The following is a 13,180-nucleotide window of genomic DNA, read 5'->3' on the forward strand; positions in this document are numbered from 1 at the left end:
GAAAATTCTCAGGAAGAGTTCAGATTTCTCTCACAGCTACTTCAGTTGGGTAAGGTTTCATGAAAATGTCAACAGTTACAGCTATCGTTAACTTTATCGGAGTCACTCATGAAACTACATTACATTGCCAGCCTAGCGATCGCCTCTATTTTTACTGTAGGTATTACCGCTCACACTTATGCTCAAGGGGAGTACAAGACCGGAGAAACTTCTACCTCTCTGAAAGCTTGCGCTGGCAATCCCTGTGCCGGTAAAAATCCTTGTGCCGGTGAGAATCCTTGCGCGGGTGACAACCCTTGTGCCGGTAAAAATCCTTGTGCTGGTGACAACCCCTGTGCCGGTAAAAACCCCTGTGCTGGTGACAATCCTTGTGCCGGTAAAAGTAGTGCCCTCAAAGCCTGTGCGGGCAAAAATCCCTGTGCCGGTGAAAATCCCTGTGCTGGCTCCAACCCCTGTGCTGGTAAAAGTAGTGCCCTCAAAGCCTGTGCGGGCAAAAATCCCTGTGCTGGCTCCAACCCCTGCGCTGGAAGCAATCCCTGTGCCGGTGCCAGCAAACGTCCCGCCGTTTTCTCACGCAAAGGCGTAGCCATCCGAGGTGCCGATCCAGTAGCCTATTTTAGTCTCAACGGCGCAGGAGCTGAAGCTGTAATGGGTAAAGATGAATATACAGTTGAGTGGAACGGAACTACCTGGAAGTTTGCCAGTGCTGAAAACCGGGATAAATTCACTGCGAACCCCGAGCAATACGCTCCTCAATATGGCGGATACTGCGCCAAAGCTATGAGTGAAGGCAACCTTGCCCCAGTCGATCCTGATGCTTGGAAAATCTATGAAGGGAAACTCTATCTCAACTACAATAAAGACGTACAAGCCCAGTGGGTGCGTGATATCCCCGGCAATATTGCCAAAGCCAATCGTCATTGGCCAGGTATTCTGAATCGATAAGTTATAGGGCTGGACACTGGTAATGGGTAGTAGGTCATCAATGCAATTCCCTATTGCCTATTACCGATTCCTTGCTCTTATCCTTAACCTTGTTGGAGTCATTCATGAAACACCATTACCGTAAAAATAGAGGCGATCGCCTCTATTTTTACGGTAGGCATTACCGCCCACACCTATGCCCAAGGCCAGTTCAAGACTGGGGAAAGCCCAACCTCTCTTAAAGCCAGTGCAACTAAAGCAACGAAACTCCCTCCCGTTTTCTCTCGCCAAGGGGTAGCCATCCGAGGTGCCGATCCCGTAGCCTATTTCAGTCAAAACCAGGGTGCAAATGCCGTGATGGGCAAAGCAGAATACCAACATCAATGGAACGGAACTACCTGGTACTTTGTCAGTGCTGAAAACCGCGATAAATTTGCTGCGAACCCCACCCAATACGCTCCTCAATATGGGGGATACTGCGCCAAAGCGGTGAGTGGAGGATACACTGCTCCAGTCGATCCCAACGCTTGGGCAATCCATGAAGGGAAATTGTACCTGAATTATAGTAAAGGCGTACAAGCCCAATGGAGTCGGGATATACCTGGCAATATTGCTAAAGCGAATCGCAATTGGCCTAGTGTTCTCAACCGATAAATTATAGTGCTGGTAATGGGTAATGGGTCATTGTTATAGCCGGTCTCTTTTGCGTGAAGTATAGAAGTATAGCCCTCACCCCTGTAATATCCATAGACTTAAGTAAGTGTAGTATTTTTAGCCATTATAGCTTAGTCTCAGCCCACATAATCAGGTTCTTTCTGGTTTTTGCTTAATCTTTTGTTACCAAACTTTCTAGAAAACCCGTTTTTTTCTGGTGGCATACTCCATGAAGTGAGCGTTAGCCTATGAATGCATTTAGTTCCTAACTACCAAAAGATCATGGATTTACGAGGATTAGTTCAGAGTCTAGCCAACGATCTTCTAGGCGATCAAAAGATATCTGAGGAACACTTTGAAGAAATTTACGATATCATTCAGGACAAGGTAGATAATGAACCTCCTCCTCGTTTCGCTTTTATTGGGGAATGTGGAGTGGGCAAGTCCTCTACACTCAATGCACTTTTCAATGCAGGTTTTGAGGTAAGCCATACTGAAGCCTGTACACAACAAGTTCGAGGGATCGAAGTCTCATTTGATGAAGTTGAAGGAGCCAATGGAGCATTAGTTGCTTACGATATGCCCGGACTGGGTGAAAGTCAACTGAAGCAACGAGAACATATTCAGCTTTACGAAAGAGTCCTAAAAGATGTTGATGTTGCTTTGTGGATTTTAGATGCTCAAAATCGGGCAATTGCTTCTGTGCAGCGTTATCTGGAAACAGAGTTACAAACAATCGATCCTAGATTATTGGATCGTATGGTGATCGCCCTGAATAAAATCGAATTAGTATATCCAGGTGAATCCGCTTGGCATCCTTTAGCCAATTTACCGAGTGAAGAGCAAGAAGCAAATATTAAGGGGAGAATTAGGGATGTTAAACGTAAAATTCATGAAGTTCTTCCTGGATGGAAAGGAAAAGTTATCGGATATTCAGCACACAAGCGTTACAACTTGCCTCATCTTTTTGATGCCATGATGGATGCTGTTCCAAACAAAAGAAAATGGGTGGTTGCATCTCGAAAAGCACTCGCTGATTTCCTAGAATTGGTCGATCCTCAGTTACTCCCTCCGGAGAAGAGACGGCAATAAGGAAGTTTCCAACAGATCCAGCCATCTAAAATGTCGCAAATTGTTCAGAATATGCCTCCCGAACAGTTAGCTCAATTAGCTGGAGACAAAACAGCCTTCTTGAGATGGCTGCAAAAACAAGGGCTGTAATCTAAAAATCAGGAGCTTAAAAAATGAAAGAAGTACCTAACGAAAGCTATATCCCTAGTCAAGATTTAGAAAAAATCAGGAGTAGATTAATCAACCACATTTCATCTATGAGTGAAGCAGATTTAAGAATTGCTGCTAAATCAGAGGCCGACTTAAGAGCATATGTCATGGATTTATTCAAAGATGTTGCAAAATTATTTGGCTATGTTGTGGGAGCAGTAATTGGTTTTGGTAGAGATTTGGCACAATCTATTAGTCGTGGGTGGAAGGAAGGTTTGGACGCTGGATTAGGCTAAACTCTATCTTCATTATTTCAGTACCTCTATGTACATTTTTATGTATGTAGAGGTCAATTTTTTGAGTTTGAGAAAAAAGGATTATGAGTGAATGGATACCTTTTCTTTTTCCGAAATGTCCACGTTGTCAAAAACAATGGGGAAAAAATTATCATAGGAATTGCATTTTCAACGGTCAATTATTAGTTGAACCCTACAGTAGACAGGTTAAATGTCAAAGTTGTAGTACACAATGGTATATTCTGAATAGTAAATTCTACTGTTCTTGTGGATACGAATTTTATCCATCAGAAGTAGAAGAGTCCCTTTCGACAACCCAGCTCTTAAGACAACGGTTGCTTGAAAAGCTTAAGGAGATGGATCTGTATGAAAGCGATATCGCTACGAAATCAAAAAGCTCTTTTCAACAATGGTCTTATAACCTGAGCTATACAATTGCAAAAGCTGTGGGTAGAACGGTAACTGAAGTACAAAATTTTCTTAAGTCGTTCTTTAATAAATAATACTCACTTGTAAGAATGATGTTTGCGATCGCTAGCAAACTCTACGCAAGCTGTGATATCTGCCTCTGTCAGTTCCGGGAAATCATCCATAATCTCAGCCATAGATCTGTATGAGTTTTACCACTTCCATAGCAAATGTTCATGCTTTCTCTGTCTAAAACTCATCGGGCAGAAGTTCGATCGCTTCCTAACCAAGTTCCAGGTTAAACAACATGCTAGACTAACGCCTGTGTCATAATTGAGGAAACCAAGATTTACCCAACTAACGAACAAGCTCAAGGCTGTCTGCGAGTATGTCAAATGTTATCCAATGGATATCGGGATATTCATTTATTTCGATATAACCCCCAAAAAAGATATGTGTATATTTTAGCAGGTCAAACCTTAGAAATTATAGTTGCTAGCAATGGAGAGTGGAGGTTTATTAATGAAATCGAAATTTGATGAAATGTCGATTAAAGAGTTAAGAACCTATGTTTTAGACCATCGTGATGATATGGAGGCATTAGACACTTTAGTGAGTCGTCGTAGTCCTGACTCCGAAGCAACTTGGTATCCTGCACCCTTAACACCGGAAACGATTAAAATTACAGAAGAAGCGATTAAAAAACGCATCAAAGAAGTGGATAATCACAAGAAGCAGAGTTAATGGGAATTTGAAAATGTGGAATGTTCGCGATCGCCAGCAAACTCTAAGCAAGCACTGATATCTGCCTCTGTCAGTTCCGGGAAATCATCCATAATCTCAGCCATAGACATCCCAGCAGCAAGCCAGCCAAGAACATCATAAACCGTAATTCGCATCTGACGAATACAGGGTTTTCCCCCACGTTGATCTGGCTCAATGGTAATGATGTCGCGATCGCTCATAATGTAAAGAGAAAGGTTTTATCTAGATATAATTCTAAGAGTAACTGAATATCCTTACAACGAGGGTAACCCTATGACAGTTCGCCAACGACGTTACAGCAAAGAAGAGTTAGCTAGACGCGGGCAAAAACTCTATGAAGATGGTATTCGGCAGCAAGTCGAAGCTGGAAATGAAAGCAAAATTGTAGCCATTGACATCGAAACTGGAGATTTTGAAGTGGGTGAAACGCTTATCGCTGCAACCGATCCACTATTTGAACGTCATGCCGATCCTCAACCTTGGACAATTCGCATCGGACACCGTGCCGTTTACCATTTTGGTTCGCGGAGTCTGAAGCAGAGTCAATGATTTACGGAGTTGTAAATTGGCGGCGTGAAGCAACACTTCCCCTTGTGGTTGGGAACTCAACTGGGCAACGAGAAGTTATCGATACCGTTATTGATACTGGATTTGATGGCTTCCTGTCGTTACCCGATGAAACGATTATTCGTCTTGGGCTACCTTGGAGAACCTCCAGTACAGTAACCTTGGGTGATGGAAGCGAAACTATGTTTGATTTTTACACCGGAACTGTAATTTGGGATGGGCAATACCGCATGATCGACATTGCAGAGTCTGAGACAGAACCCCTGGTTGGAATGGGGATGCTTTATGGTTATCGATTGCAGGTTGATGCAGTTGAGGGTGGTAGAGTTAAAATTGAAGCCTTATAGCAGTGCGAAGCGCTGTAACGCATCCAAGAAGTGAATGGTGATGCTATGTCAGTTCAACTTCAAGAACAGCTTTCCCCTGCTGATGATCAAATCATTTTAGGACAATTGCCTGATCGCATTCGCGAAGCTTTAGTCGCTCGTGCTGTGGAAATAGAGTATCCAGTCGAAGCAGTGGTGGAAATGGCAATCGCCAGTTTCCTTGATAGGGAAGCATTAGGCTTTGCCAATTGTCAACCAGGTCGCCGGCAGTAGATAGTAATGGGGTGGCAAGGGGATAGAATAGGAAGATCGCCAAACCTGTTTATCTCTGGGAGAAACGATTGAACAGCCCCCATTCAACGCCCCCTATTCCCTCTAGAGCCTTTGATCTTATTGTGGTGGGTTCCGGAGCGGCGGGACTGTATGCCACCCTCTGTTTACCCGCACAGTATCGGATTTTGCTGGTGACGAAAGATAAACTTCGCACAGGTTCGAGTAAATGGGCCCAAGGAGGAATAGCGGCCGCGATCGCTGACGATGATTCGCCGGAATTGCATCTCGAAGATACATTACATGCAGGAGCAGGTTTGTGCGATCGCCAGGCGGTGGAATTTTTAGTGAATCATGCTCCAGAAGCGATCCATTCTTTACTGGAACTCGGTGTAGCATTCGATCGCAAAAATAATAAGCTCGCCACTACCCTAGAAGCCGCCCATTCTCGCTCCAGGGTTCTCCATTCCCAAGACACCACCGGGCGAGCAATTATTGATATTCTGACAGCAAGAGTCTCGGAGCGACCGAATATTCAAGTTCTCTCCCAAGCCTTTGCCCTCAGCTTATGGCAAGATGCACCAGGCGCGGCGATTCAAGGAATTAGTTTACTGTGGGAAAATCAAATTGTCTGGCTCGAGGCTAATGCGGTAATTTTAGCGACTGGAGGTGGGGGACAAATCTTCGCCCAAACGACTAACCCACCCGTGAGTACGGGGGATGGTGTGGCTCTAGCTTGGCGTGCAGGAGCTGTTTTAAGGGATTTAGAGTTTGTCCAATTCCATCCCACAGCCCTAAGTAAACCCGGAGCGCCCCATTTTCTGATTAGCGAAGCGGTGCGAGGCGAAGGGGCCCATTTAGTTGATGCCCAGGGGCACAGGTTTGCCTTTGATTATGACCCCAGAGGGGAATTAGCGCCCCGTGATGTGGTCAGTCGAGCAATTTTTAATCATTTGGAGAAAACAGCCCTCGATCCCGTCAGAGCGAATGTTTACCTGGATTTGCGGGCGATCGCCCCCGACAAAGTACGCTATCGTTTTCCCAATATCATCCAAAAGTGTCAGCAATGGGGAATTGATGTATTCGCAGAACCCATCCCGGTTGCCCCAGCAGCCCATTATTGGATGGGAGGAGTCGCGGTAGATTTGATGGCAGCGACTTCTGTACCGGGATTATATGCGATCGGGGAAACAGCGAGTACGGGAGTCCATGGGGCGAATCGTTTAGCGAGTAATTCCTTATTAGAATGTATCGTATTTGCTGCTCAGTTACACCAATTAGCCATAGAACCAGTTCGTGATGCGCCTCTTCCGACTCCAAGCGAGGAAGCGGTGAACTGGGAGGCAGACCAAGAATTTATCGAGTCAATTCGCCAACAATTACCAGGTCTCATGTGGCACAGTGCAGGGATTTCTCGCCAGCAGTCGATATTGGAAGAAGGGATAGCAATGGTGAGTGCTTGGCGCTCTCAAGTAAGAGAAAGTGCGATCGGCCAATATTTAAACCATTTATCCCCCAATAATACCGTGCAATTTACCTCTGAAGCAGCCGCAACTCAATTAAAATTAGCAGCAGAAACCCTAAACTTATTAGATATTGGCTATTGGATGCTTAAAAGTGCCGCTTTTCGCACGGAAAGTCGTGGCGGTCATTATCGCAATGATTATCCCCAACCCTCAGCAGATTGGCAAGTGCATACCCTGATTCAAGGCGAGCAAGTTTATCAACGGTAATGCCCTCTCCCTATATCCCTCTCCCATGGGAGAGAGACTTGCACACTTGAAATATTCTATGAGTTACAGTGAATAAGAACAGAATTTTAAGGAGTCTTTGATCAAGAAATACTGGATTTTTTTGGAAAAGCGGTGTCTGATTTATATCAGAAATGGGATTGTAAGTTGATTGATATTAATAGAGAATCCGATCATATTCATATTAGATTTCAATACTATCCTCAACTTACTTTACCCAAATTTATCGCCAATTTGAAATCCGTTTCTAGTCGCAAACTAACCCTATTGAATAAGCCCTACAATCATCACTGTTATATCGTAAAACCACCGTCAATTACTATAGCTTGACCGGTGATAAAACTCGCCTCATCCGAACACAACCAAACCACAGTATTCGCTACCTCTTCTGGCAAGCCAATGCGTCCGAGGGGATATTGCTGCTCGATCATAGCTGCTTTGTCTTCCGGATTCGGCACAATACGATTGACCATGTCTGTTTCTATTGCTCCAGGACAAGCTACATTAATCCTGATGCCATCCCGAGCGTGTTCAAGGGCAAGAGATTTAGTTAAACCGATGATTCCGTATTTGCTGGCACTGTAAATCGCTAAATTGCTTATTCCCCTAAACCCAAGTGCAGAAGAATTGTTAACGATCGCCCCTGTGCCTTGCTTGAGCATCTGAGGAATTTCGTACTTCATGGATAACCAAACTCCTTTTAGATTCGTATTGATAATCAAATCCCAGTCTTCTTCCCTATGTTCGATGGCACGTCCCATTACGCCCTCAGTGCCAGCGTTATTGAAGGCATAATCTAAACGTCCGTACATTGCCACCGTTTGTGTGACCAAATTTTCTACCTCGGCAGCCTGAGTAACATCGGTTTTTACGAAAAGCCCCTCACTGCCCGCTTCTTGTATCAGTTGGACTGTTTCTTCCCCTTCTTTCACCTGGGGACTGCCAATGACTACTTTTGCTCCCTTACTAGCAAAAGCCAAGGCTGTAGCGCGTCCGATGCCGGAACTGCCCCCAGTGACGAGGGCAACTTTGTTTTCTAGTGGTTGGGTCATATTTTTAGTTTCAAATGTAGTATGATTGATGGTCAATCAACACCAAGCTTACAGCGCTTCGTACGCTAATGAGAATAGGTCATGGGCAGAAGGGAACACCGTTTTTCAGGGTTTTCATAGGAAGGCACTCTAAAGGAAAATTTCGATTCCCTTTTGATCTTGTATTGTCCTGCTCAAAAAATAGACCTCTTGCATAAGTGGGTAGACAATAAATAGCAATGGAATAATCCTGTATTCTTATCTCTATTCCCTATTCCCTGACTTCTGCAAAAAGTCTAATGAATTCAACGAGGTGCCCTTAATGATGATCTGGTTTTCTAAAGGATGGACGATCGCCGTCATCGCGATCGCTCTGTTGATTGCAACTCCCATTCTCTGCGTTGTTGCCAGTAGTTTCACTAATACGGGAGACATTTGGTTGCATCTGATGGAAACGGTGTTACCTCGCTATCTGTTGAACTCGTTTGCTTTAATGGTGGGAGTCGGAACAGGGGTATTACTGATCGGTGTCGGATGTGCCTGGTTAGTGACGATGTGCGAATTTCGCGGAAAGCGGTGGTTTGAGTGGGCGCTGTTGCTCCCTTTAGCTGTCCCCGCCTATGTTTTAGCCTACACCTATACGGAATTCCTGGAATATTACGGTCCTGTCCAAACTACGCTGCGAAGTGTGTTCGGTTGGGAAACGGTGCAAGATTACTGGTTTCCTCCCGTGCGATCGCTTGTTGGCGCTATTATTCTCCTCAGTTTAGTGCTCTATCCCTACGTTTATTTATTAACACGGGTCGCCTTCCTGGAACAAGCCACTTGTACCCTTGAAGCCAGCCGTTCCCTCGGCTGTAATCCCTGGCAAAGTTTCCGTAAAGTGGCTCTCCCTCTAGCTCGACCAGCAATTATGGCGGGATTGTCTTTAGCCCTAATGGAAACTCTGAGTGATTTTGGGACAGTGCAGTATTTCGGTGTAGATACATTTACTACCGGTATCTATCGCGTCTGGTTTGGGATGGGAGAACATGGAGCTGCCTCCCAGCTCTCCTCCATTTTATTGATGTTTGTTTTCGTGCTAATTATCCTAGAGCGCTGGTCTCGTCAGCAAGCCAAATATTACCAAGGTGGCGATCGCTTCCGAACTATTCAACCCTACCGGTTAACTGGAATACGGGGGCATTTGGCGGCGATCGCCTGTCTGGTTCCGATTGGCTGTGGATTTCTACTCCCAGGTGGACTACTGATGCAAATGGCGATCGCCAACCCGGATACCCTACAAGGTCGGTTTTGGGAATATGCCCAGAATAGCTTGATTCTTGCTGGTCTGACTGCCCTGTTAGGAGTCATTTTAGCTGTGGCGATCGCCTACGGAGTGCGATTAAACCCCACCGTCCCCATGAACAGTGCCGCTCGACTCTCCTCCATGGGATACGCCATCCCCGGCTCCGTGATTGCCGTCGGTATTCTCATCCCTCTGGGAATTTTTGATAACACGGTCGATGCCTGGATGCAAGCAACGTTCAATATATCTACGGGACTACTCCTCAGTGGCACGATTTTTGCCCTAATCTTCGCCTATCTGGTGCGCTTCTTAGCTGTCGCTTTTGGAACGGTAGAGTCGAGTCTCGGTAAAATCACCCCCAATTTAGATTATGCCTCCCGCAGCCTCGGCTACGGAGTCACCCAGACCCTGTGGCGCATCCACGTTCCCCTGATGCGCGGTAGCCTACTAACGGCGACTCTCCTGGTATTTGTGGATGTGATGAAAGAACTCCCCGCCACCTTAATCATCCGTCCCTTTAACTTTGACACCCTCGCTATCCGCACCTACCAACTGGCCGCCGACGAACGCCTCGCCGAAGCAGCCGGCCCAGCTCTAGCATTAGTGGTCGTGGGGATTTTACCCGTGATTTTGCTGAGTCGGAGAATTCGTAGATTTAGCTCCTAATGTAACGTTTTTGATTTAGCCAATTGGGATGTGGTTGACGGTTCCGTTGATTTGATTGGTAACGGATTCTTTGATTTCTTTCCGGGTCAAGGACTTTTTCTAGACCTTGATGGCACAACGTCTAATGCAGGGACTGTTGTTTCCAAAACACCATTTACTTTCAATCCGGGTCAAATTGTGGAGTTAAGTTTTGACTTGTTAGGACAAAACCCTGGTAGAACACAAAATAATAATCTGACTGTTTCTTTGGGAAGTTTGTTTGAAGAAACCTTTTCTGTGCTGGATCCTGGACTCATTACTCGGCAGTTTACTGTAGAAGAACTGACAACAGCCAATCTAATCTTCGATCATACTGGAGGAGACGATGGAGGATTAGTTCTTGATGACGTAAGGTTGGCGATCCGAAAACCCTCCAAATCTGTACCGGAACCCTCTTCTATTTTAGGATTATTAGCCTTCGGTGCGTTGGGTTTCCGTTCCCTGCGTCAACGGAAACCGTGCTAAAGTAACTCGACTTCTCAGATTGAGAACGTGCTAAATCTGTTCATCTCTGACGCAGTCTCAAAGAGCGATCGCCTAACCTACCCTAGTTTAGCAGAAGTGGCGATAAAACTCCGTTTCGCTGCGCGATCGCTCATATCATTAAAGGCACCTCTATTTATTCAAATTCTGAAAGTCAGTAGACAGGGTAACCATTGAAACAGCATAGGAGATTATTATGGCTCGCAAATTTGCACAACTTGCTTTTACGCCCGAAGTCAAAGCTGTACAAGAACAACAAGGATCTCGCCAAGCTTATGAGCGCTATGTTGCCAAAGGCCCCAGTAATGATACGATTACTCCCGAACTAGCCGACTTTATCGCCACTCTAGACGGAATCTATTTAGGAACTGTTAGCTCCAATGGCTATCCCTATATCCAATTTCGAGGAGGGGAACCCGGTTTTCTGAAGGTATTGGATGAAAAAACCCTAGGCTTTGCCGATTTTAGTGGCAATGCTCAATACATCACCGTGGGTAATCTATCGAGCAATGATAAAGCCTTTTTATTTCTAATGGATTATCGTCACCGCCAGCGGGTGAAGGTATGGGGAAGAGCAGAAGTCGTAGAAGGAAATACGGAGCTTACTGAAAAGTTACAAGTCCCCAACTATCCAGCAAGCATAGAGCGAGTCATTCTGTTCCATGTGGAAGCTTATAGTGAGAACTGTCCCCAACATATTCCGATTCGCTATTCTGAAGGTGAGGTTGCCGAACTGGTGGCTCGCAAAGCTTAAAGCCGAACATATAGCGCTTTGCGCTAGGGAATGGGGAATGGGGAATAGGATTGTGGTACATGGCTTTGGGGATTCAACACTGTACTCCATAGCGGTGATGTTTTTCACGGATGTTAATGACTTTGATGCGGTGACTGAAACCACCTTCCATGGAGGAAGGATTAATACTGGAATTGATAATATAGTTGTTTTAATTAAGGATGGGACACTAAGCAGTGCAATAATCGCGAATAATCTCATCCAGAGATTTGCCTAAAGGGGCATACATTTTAGCTCTCTTTAAGGCACTAAAATCATGTTCAATATCGTTAAAATCAGGAGAGTATTTCGGTAAAAATATAACTTGATGACCCGCCCCCTCTACTAATTCTCTAATCACTCCCTTTCTATGAATTGGGGAATTATCCATAATTAATACTGAAGTGATTTCTAATTCTGGCAACAGATCATACTCCAACCATCCTTCAAATCCAGCGGCATTTAGACTTCCGGTAAACAGCATTGGAGCTATTAGATCTTTTACTTTTTTTCTTCTTCCAGCTACCAAGTTTTCTCTTTTTCCCCGTTTTCCTTGCTTCTCTCCATAAATTTTTTTTCCTCTTTTTGACCACCCATAAACACAGCCCTCTATCTCCTCAAACCCTGACTCATCAATAAACATAAGACTTTTACTTCCGTACATCTTTATCAATTCTCGTAATATTCTCAAATATTTTATTCTTTCTTTTGGGTTCCTTTCTCGATAGCGCAGTTCTTTCTTTTTGCGCGTTATTTTCATCCTTTTCATAGCATAAAAAATTGCACTGGGATCAACGGCAAATTTTTGGGCTCTATCTCTCAATTTAGTATCGGGGTTTTCCTGTACATCTTTTTCTAATGCTTTCCAGTCTAATTTCCTCTGACGGCGGCACACCTTTGTCGCTGCTAAATCTTTCCTGTTTAACCATCGATAGATTGTAGATCTTCCTATGCCAAACACTTTTGTTGCTTCTGTCACCCTACCCCCATTTTCTACATAATTTATTACTTTTTGCCTTAAATCTAAACTGTATGGCATAATAAATTACTCTTTTTATTGACTATTTTAGTCTACCCTATTCTTATCCCATCCTTAATTAAAACAACTATAGTTCGTAGTGAGGGATTGAGCAATCTCCAGCTAGGCTTTTAAGCACTAAAGTGCTTATACCATTTCTCTATGATGATGCGCTTTCTCTATGATGATGCGCTTTAAAAAGGATCGATTAATGGCAATGTTAAAGAGAAATGGTATTACTACAAACAAAGCCCTATTTTAGGTGAAACAATCCACTACTGGCGTGTCAAGCTTTATTTGATGCAATAGGATTTTGCTTAAATTCTCTAATTTCAACAATCATAGCGATTTCCTAATGCACTATTTTAAGCTTGACGTGCCACTACTCACTAAAAAATCTTAGCTAGGGGATATGAAATAATGGCTGCATCTTCTGTCATAATGATTAAATCATGTTCTAAAGATTGACAAAGTAGAAGACGATCAAATGGATCTTTGTGTAAAGGGGGTAGCTTCGCTAATTGAGCGATCGCGCTTTCACCAATAGACATCTCCTAAAAATAATACTAGAGTAAAAAGTATGTTATAATTCAATTTTACCGAAGATAAAATCATGAGCAATATTGACGAGTTTCTGCGACAATATCCCCAGGAAACCCAAAGAGTGTTAGGGATTAATGCCGAGCAACTGGAGAGTTTAA

The 13,180-nt window shown here is 44.2% G+C and carries 17 protein-coding genes and 2 pseudogenes; 14 read left to right on the plus strand and 5 right to left on the minus strand.

Features of this window, described 5'->3' with window-relative positions:
- Positions 1–108 precede the first annotated feature (108 nt).
- From PN466_RS08770 to PN466_RS08785, 4 genes are all read left to right on the plus strand, one after another.
- Positions 109–945, plus strand: a complete 837-nt coding sequence (locus PN466_RS08770; protein WP_271938773.1) for a YHS domain-containing (seleno)protein — start codon at positions 109–111, stop codon at positions 943–945.
- A gap of 279 nt (positions 946–1,224) precedes the next feature.
- Complete coding sequence (locus PN466_RS08775; protein WP_271938815.1) at positions 1,225–1,578, plus strand: YHS domain-containing (seleno)protein; 354 nt, start codon at positions 1,225–1,227, stop codon at positions 1,576–1,578.
- A 252-nt stretch (positions 1,579–1,830) separates the two neighbouring features.
- Entirely contained in the window at positions 1,831–2,670 is an 840-nt protein-coding gene (locus PN466_RS08780; RefSeq protein ID WP_271938775.1) for a GTPase family protein, read from the plus strand.
- A gap of 152 nt (positions 2,671–2,822) precedes the next feature.
- Positions 2,823–3,095 carry a hypothetical protein gene (locus PN466_RS08785; RefSeq protein ID WP_271938777.1) on the plus strand — a complete coding sequence of 91 codons (273 nt, stop codon included), beginning with the start codon at positions 2,823–2,825 and terminating at the stop codon, positions 3,093–3,095.
- A 506-nt stretch (positions 3,096–3,601) separates the two neighbouring features.
- On the opposite strand, the pseudogene PN466_RS26260 reads toward PN466_RS08785, so the two are convergent.
- Positions 3,602–3,703: pseudogene (locus PN466_RS26260) on the minus strand (DUF433 domain-containing protein); the annotation flags it as partial.
- A 147-nt stretch (positions 3,704–3,850) separates the two neighbouring features.
- Here PN466_RS26260 and PN466_RS26265 point away from each other — a divergent pair.
- Together PN466_RS26265 and PN466_RS08795 are read left to right on the plus strand one after the other, a co-directional pair.
- The gene (locus PN466_RS26265; protein ID WP_390889984.1) at positions 3,851–4,042 is read left to right on the plus strand and encodes a DUF6888 family protein; all 192 of its coding nucleotides are present in this window, start codon (positions 3,851–3,853) and stop codon (positions 4,040–4,042) included.
- A complete protein-coding gene (locus PN466_RS08795) occupies positions 4,026–4,247 on the plus strand; it encodes a DUF6887 family protein (RefSeq protein ID WP_271938783.1) in 222 nt (73 codons plus the stop codon). The genes PN466_RS26265 and PN466_RS08795 overlap by 17 nt, the downstream gene beginning before the upstream one ends.
- Here PN466_RS08795 and PN466_RS08800 read toward each other — a convergent pair.
- Positions 4,244–4,468 (minus strand): DUF433 domain-containing protein, encoded by a 225-nt coding sequence (locus PN466_RS08800; RefSeq protein ID WP_271938785.1) that lies wholly within the window; start codon positions 4,466–4,468, stop codon positions 4,244–4,246. The two genes, PN466_RS08795 and PN466_RS08800, sit on opposite strands and share 4 nt — an antisense overlap.
- Positions 4,469–4,541: 73 nt before the next feature.
- On the opposite strand from PN466_RS08800, the gene PN466_RS08805 reads away from it, so the two are divergent.
- The 5 genes and pseudogenes from PN466_RS08805 to PN466_RS26270 all read left to right on the plus strand — a co-directional run.
- On the plus strand, positions 4,542–4,817 hold the full coding sequence (locus tag PN466_RS08805; protein WP_271938787.1) for a hypothetical protein: 276 nt from the start codon (positions 4,542–4,544) through the stop codon (positions 4,815–4,817).
- Positions 4,814–5,182, plus strand: coding sequence for a clan AA aspartic protease (locus tag PN466_RS08810; RefSeq protein ID WP_271938790.1), 369 nt, complete (start codon positions 4,814–4,816; stop codon positions 5,180–5,182). Before PN466_RS08805 ends, PN466_RS08810 begins: the two co-directional genes overlap by 4 nt.
- Positions 5,183–5,227: 45 nt before the next feature.
- The gene (locus tag PN466_RS08815; protein ID WP_271938792.1) at positions 5,228–5,434 is read left to right on the plus strand and encodes a hypothetical protein; all 207 of its coding nucleotides are present in this window, start codon (positions 5,228–5,230) and stop codon (positions 5,432–5,434) included.
- Between the two features lie 68 nt (positions 5,435–5,502).
- The gene (gene nadB / locus PN466_RS08820) at positions 5,503–7,164 is read left to right on the plus strand and encodes an L-aspartate oxidase (RefSeq protein WP_271938795.1); all 1,662 of its coding nucleotides are present in this window, start codon (positions 5,503–5,505) and stop codon (positions 7,162–7,164) included.
- Between the two features lie 105 nt (positions 7,165–7,269).
- A pseudogene (locus tag PN466_RS26270) lies at positions 7,270–7,512 on the plus strand (transposase); the annotation flags it as partial.
- Here PN466_RS26270 and PN466_RS08830 read toward each other — a convergent pair.
- On the minus strand, positions 7,476–8,234 hold the full coding sequence (locus PN466_RS08830; RefSeq protein WP_271938797.1) for an SDR family oxidoreductase: 759 nt from the start codon (positions 8,232–8,234) through the stop codon (positions 7,476–7,478). The pseudogene PN466_RS26270 and the gene PN466_RS08830 overlap by 37 nt on opposite strands.
- Positions 8,235–8,535: 301 nt before the next feature.
- On the opposite strand from PN466_RS08830, the gene PN466_RS08835 reads away from it, so the two are divergent.
- The 3 genes from PN466_RS08835 (at position 8,536) to PN466_RS08845 (ending at position 11,443) form a co-directional block, all read left to right on the plus strand.
- Positions 8,536–10,167: an ABC transporter permease gene (locus tag PN466_RS08835; protein WP_271938799.1), complete on the plus strand. Its 1,632-nt coding sequence runs from the start codon at positions 8,536–8,538 to the stop codon at positions 10,165–10,167.
- Positions 10,168–10,197: 30 nt separating this feature from the next.
- Complete coding sequence (locus tag PN466_RS25925; RefSeq protein WP_271938802.1) at positions 10,198–10,671, plus strand: PEP-CTERM sorting domain-containing protein; 474 nt, start codon at positions 10,198–10,200, stop codon at positions 10,669–10,671.
- Between the two features lie 214 nt (positions 10,672–10,885).
- Entirely contained in the window at positions 10,886–11,443 is a 558-nt protein-coding gene (locus PN466_RS08845; protein ID WP_271938804.1) for a pyridoxamine 5'-phosphate oxidase family protein, read from the plus strand.
- A 208-nt stretch (positions 11,444–11,651) separates the two neighbouring features.
- Here PN466_RS08845 and PN466_RS08850 read toward each other — a convergent pair whose 3' ends face one another.
- Entirely contained in the window at positions 11,652–12,500 is an 849-nt protein-coding gene (locus tag PN466_RS08850; RefSeq protein WP_271938807.1) for an IS630 family transposase, read from the minus strand.
- Positions 12,501–12,868: 368 nt separating this feature from the next.
- The gene (locus PN466_RS08855) at positions 12,869–13,030 is read right to left on the minus strand and encodes a hypothetical protein (RefSeq protein WP_271938809.1); all 162 of its coding nucleotides are present in this window, start codon (positions 13,028–13,030) and stop codon (positions 12,869–12,871) included.
- Between the last annotated feature and the right edge of the window lie 150 nt (positions 13,031–13,180).

This window comes from Roseofilum reptotaenium CS-1145, from assembly GCF_028330985.1.
GTDB lineage: Bacteria > Cyanobacteriota > Cyanobacteriia > Cyanobacteriales > Desertifilaceae > Roseofilum > Roseofilum reptotaenium.

Bases quoted from the DNA above. Each gene is read 5' to 3' on its own strand.
- PN466_RS08770 (WP_271938773.1), top strand. From the start codon at position 109: ATGAAACTACATTACATTGCCAGCCTAGCGATCGCCTCTATTTTTACT.
- PN466_RS08780 (WP_271938775.1), top strand. From the start codon at position 1,831: ATGCATTTAGTTCCTAACTACCAAAAGATCATGGATTTACGAGGATTA.
- PN466_RS08785 (WP_271938777.1), top strand. From the start codon at position 2,823: ATGAAAGAAGTACCTAACGAAAGCTATATCCCTAGTCAAGATTTAGAA.
- PN466_RS08795 (WP_271938783.1), top strand. From the start codon at position 4,026: ATGAAATCGAAATTTGATGAAATGTCGATTAAAGAGTTAAGAACCTAT.
- PN466_RS08800 (WP_271938785.1), bottom strand. From the start codon at position 4,468: ATGAGCGATCGCGACATCATTACCATTGAGCCAGATCAACGTGGGGGA.
- PN466_RS08805 (WP_271938787.1), top strand. From the start codon at position 4,542: ATGACAGTTCGCCAACGACGTTACAGCAAAGAAGAGTTAGCTAGACGC.
- PN466_RS08810 (WP_271938790.1), top strand. From the start codon at position 4,814: ATGATTTACGGAGTTGTAAATTGGCGGCGTGAAGCAACACTTCCCCTT.
- PN466_RS08815 (WP_271938792.1), top strand. From the start codon at position 5,228: ATGTCAGTTCAACTTCAAGAACAGCTTTCCCCTGCTGATGATCAAATC.
- PN466_RS08830 (WP_271938797.1), bottom strand. From the start codon at position 8,234: ATGACCCAACCACTAGAAAACAAAGTTGCCCTCGTCACTGGGGGCAGT.
- PN466_RS08835 (WP_271938799.1), top strand. From the start codon at position 8,536: ATGATGATCTGGTTTTCTAAAGGATGGACGATCGCCGTCATCGCGATC.
- PN466_RS08845 (WP_271938804.1), top strand. From the start codon at position 10,886: ATGGCTCGCAAATTTGCACAACTTGCTTTTACGCCCGAAGTCAAAGCT.
- PN466_RS08850 (WP_271938807.1), bottom strand. From the start codon at position 12,500: ATGCCATACAGTTTAGATTTAAGGCAAAAAGTAATAAATTATGTAGAA.
- PN466_RS08855 (WP_271938809.1), bottom strand. From the start codon at position 13,030: ATGTCTATTGGTGAAAGCGCGATCGCTCAATTAGCGAAGCTACCCCCT.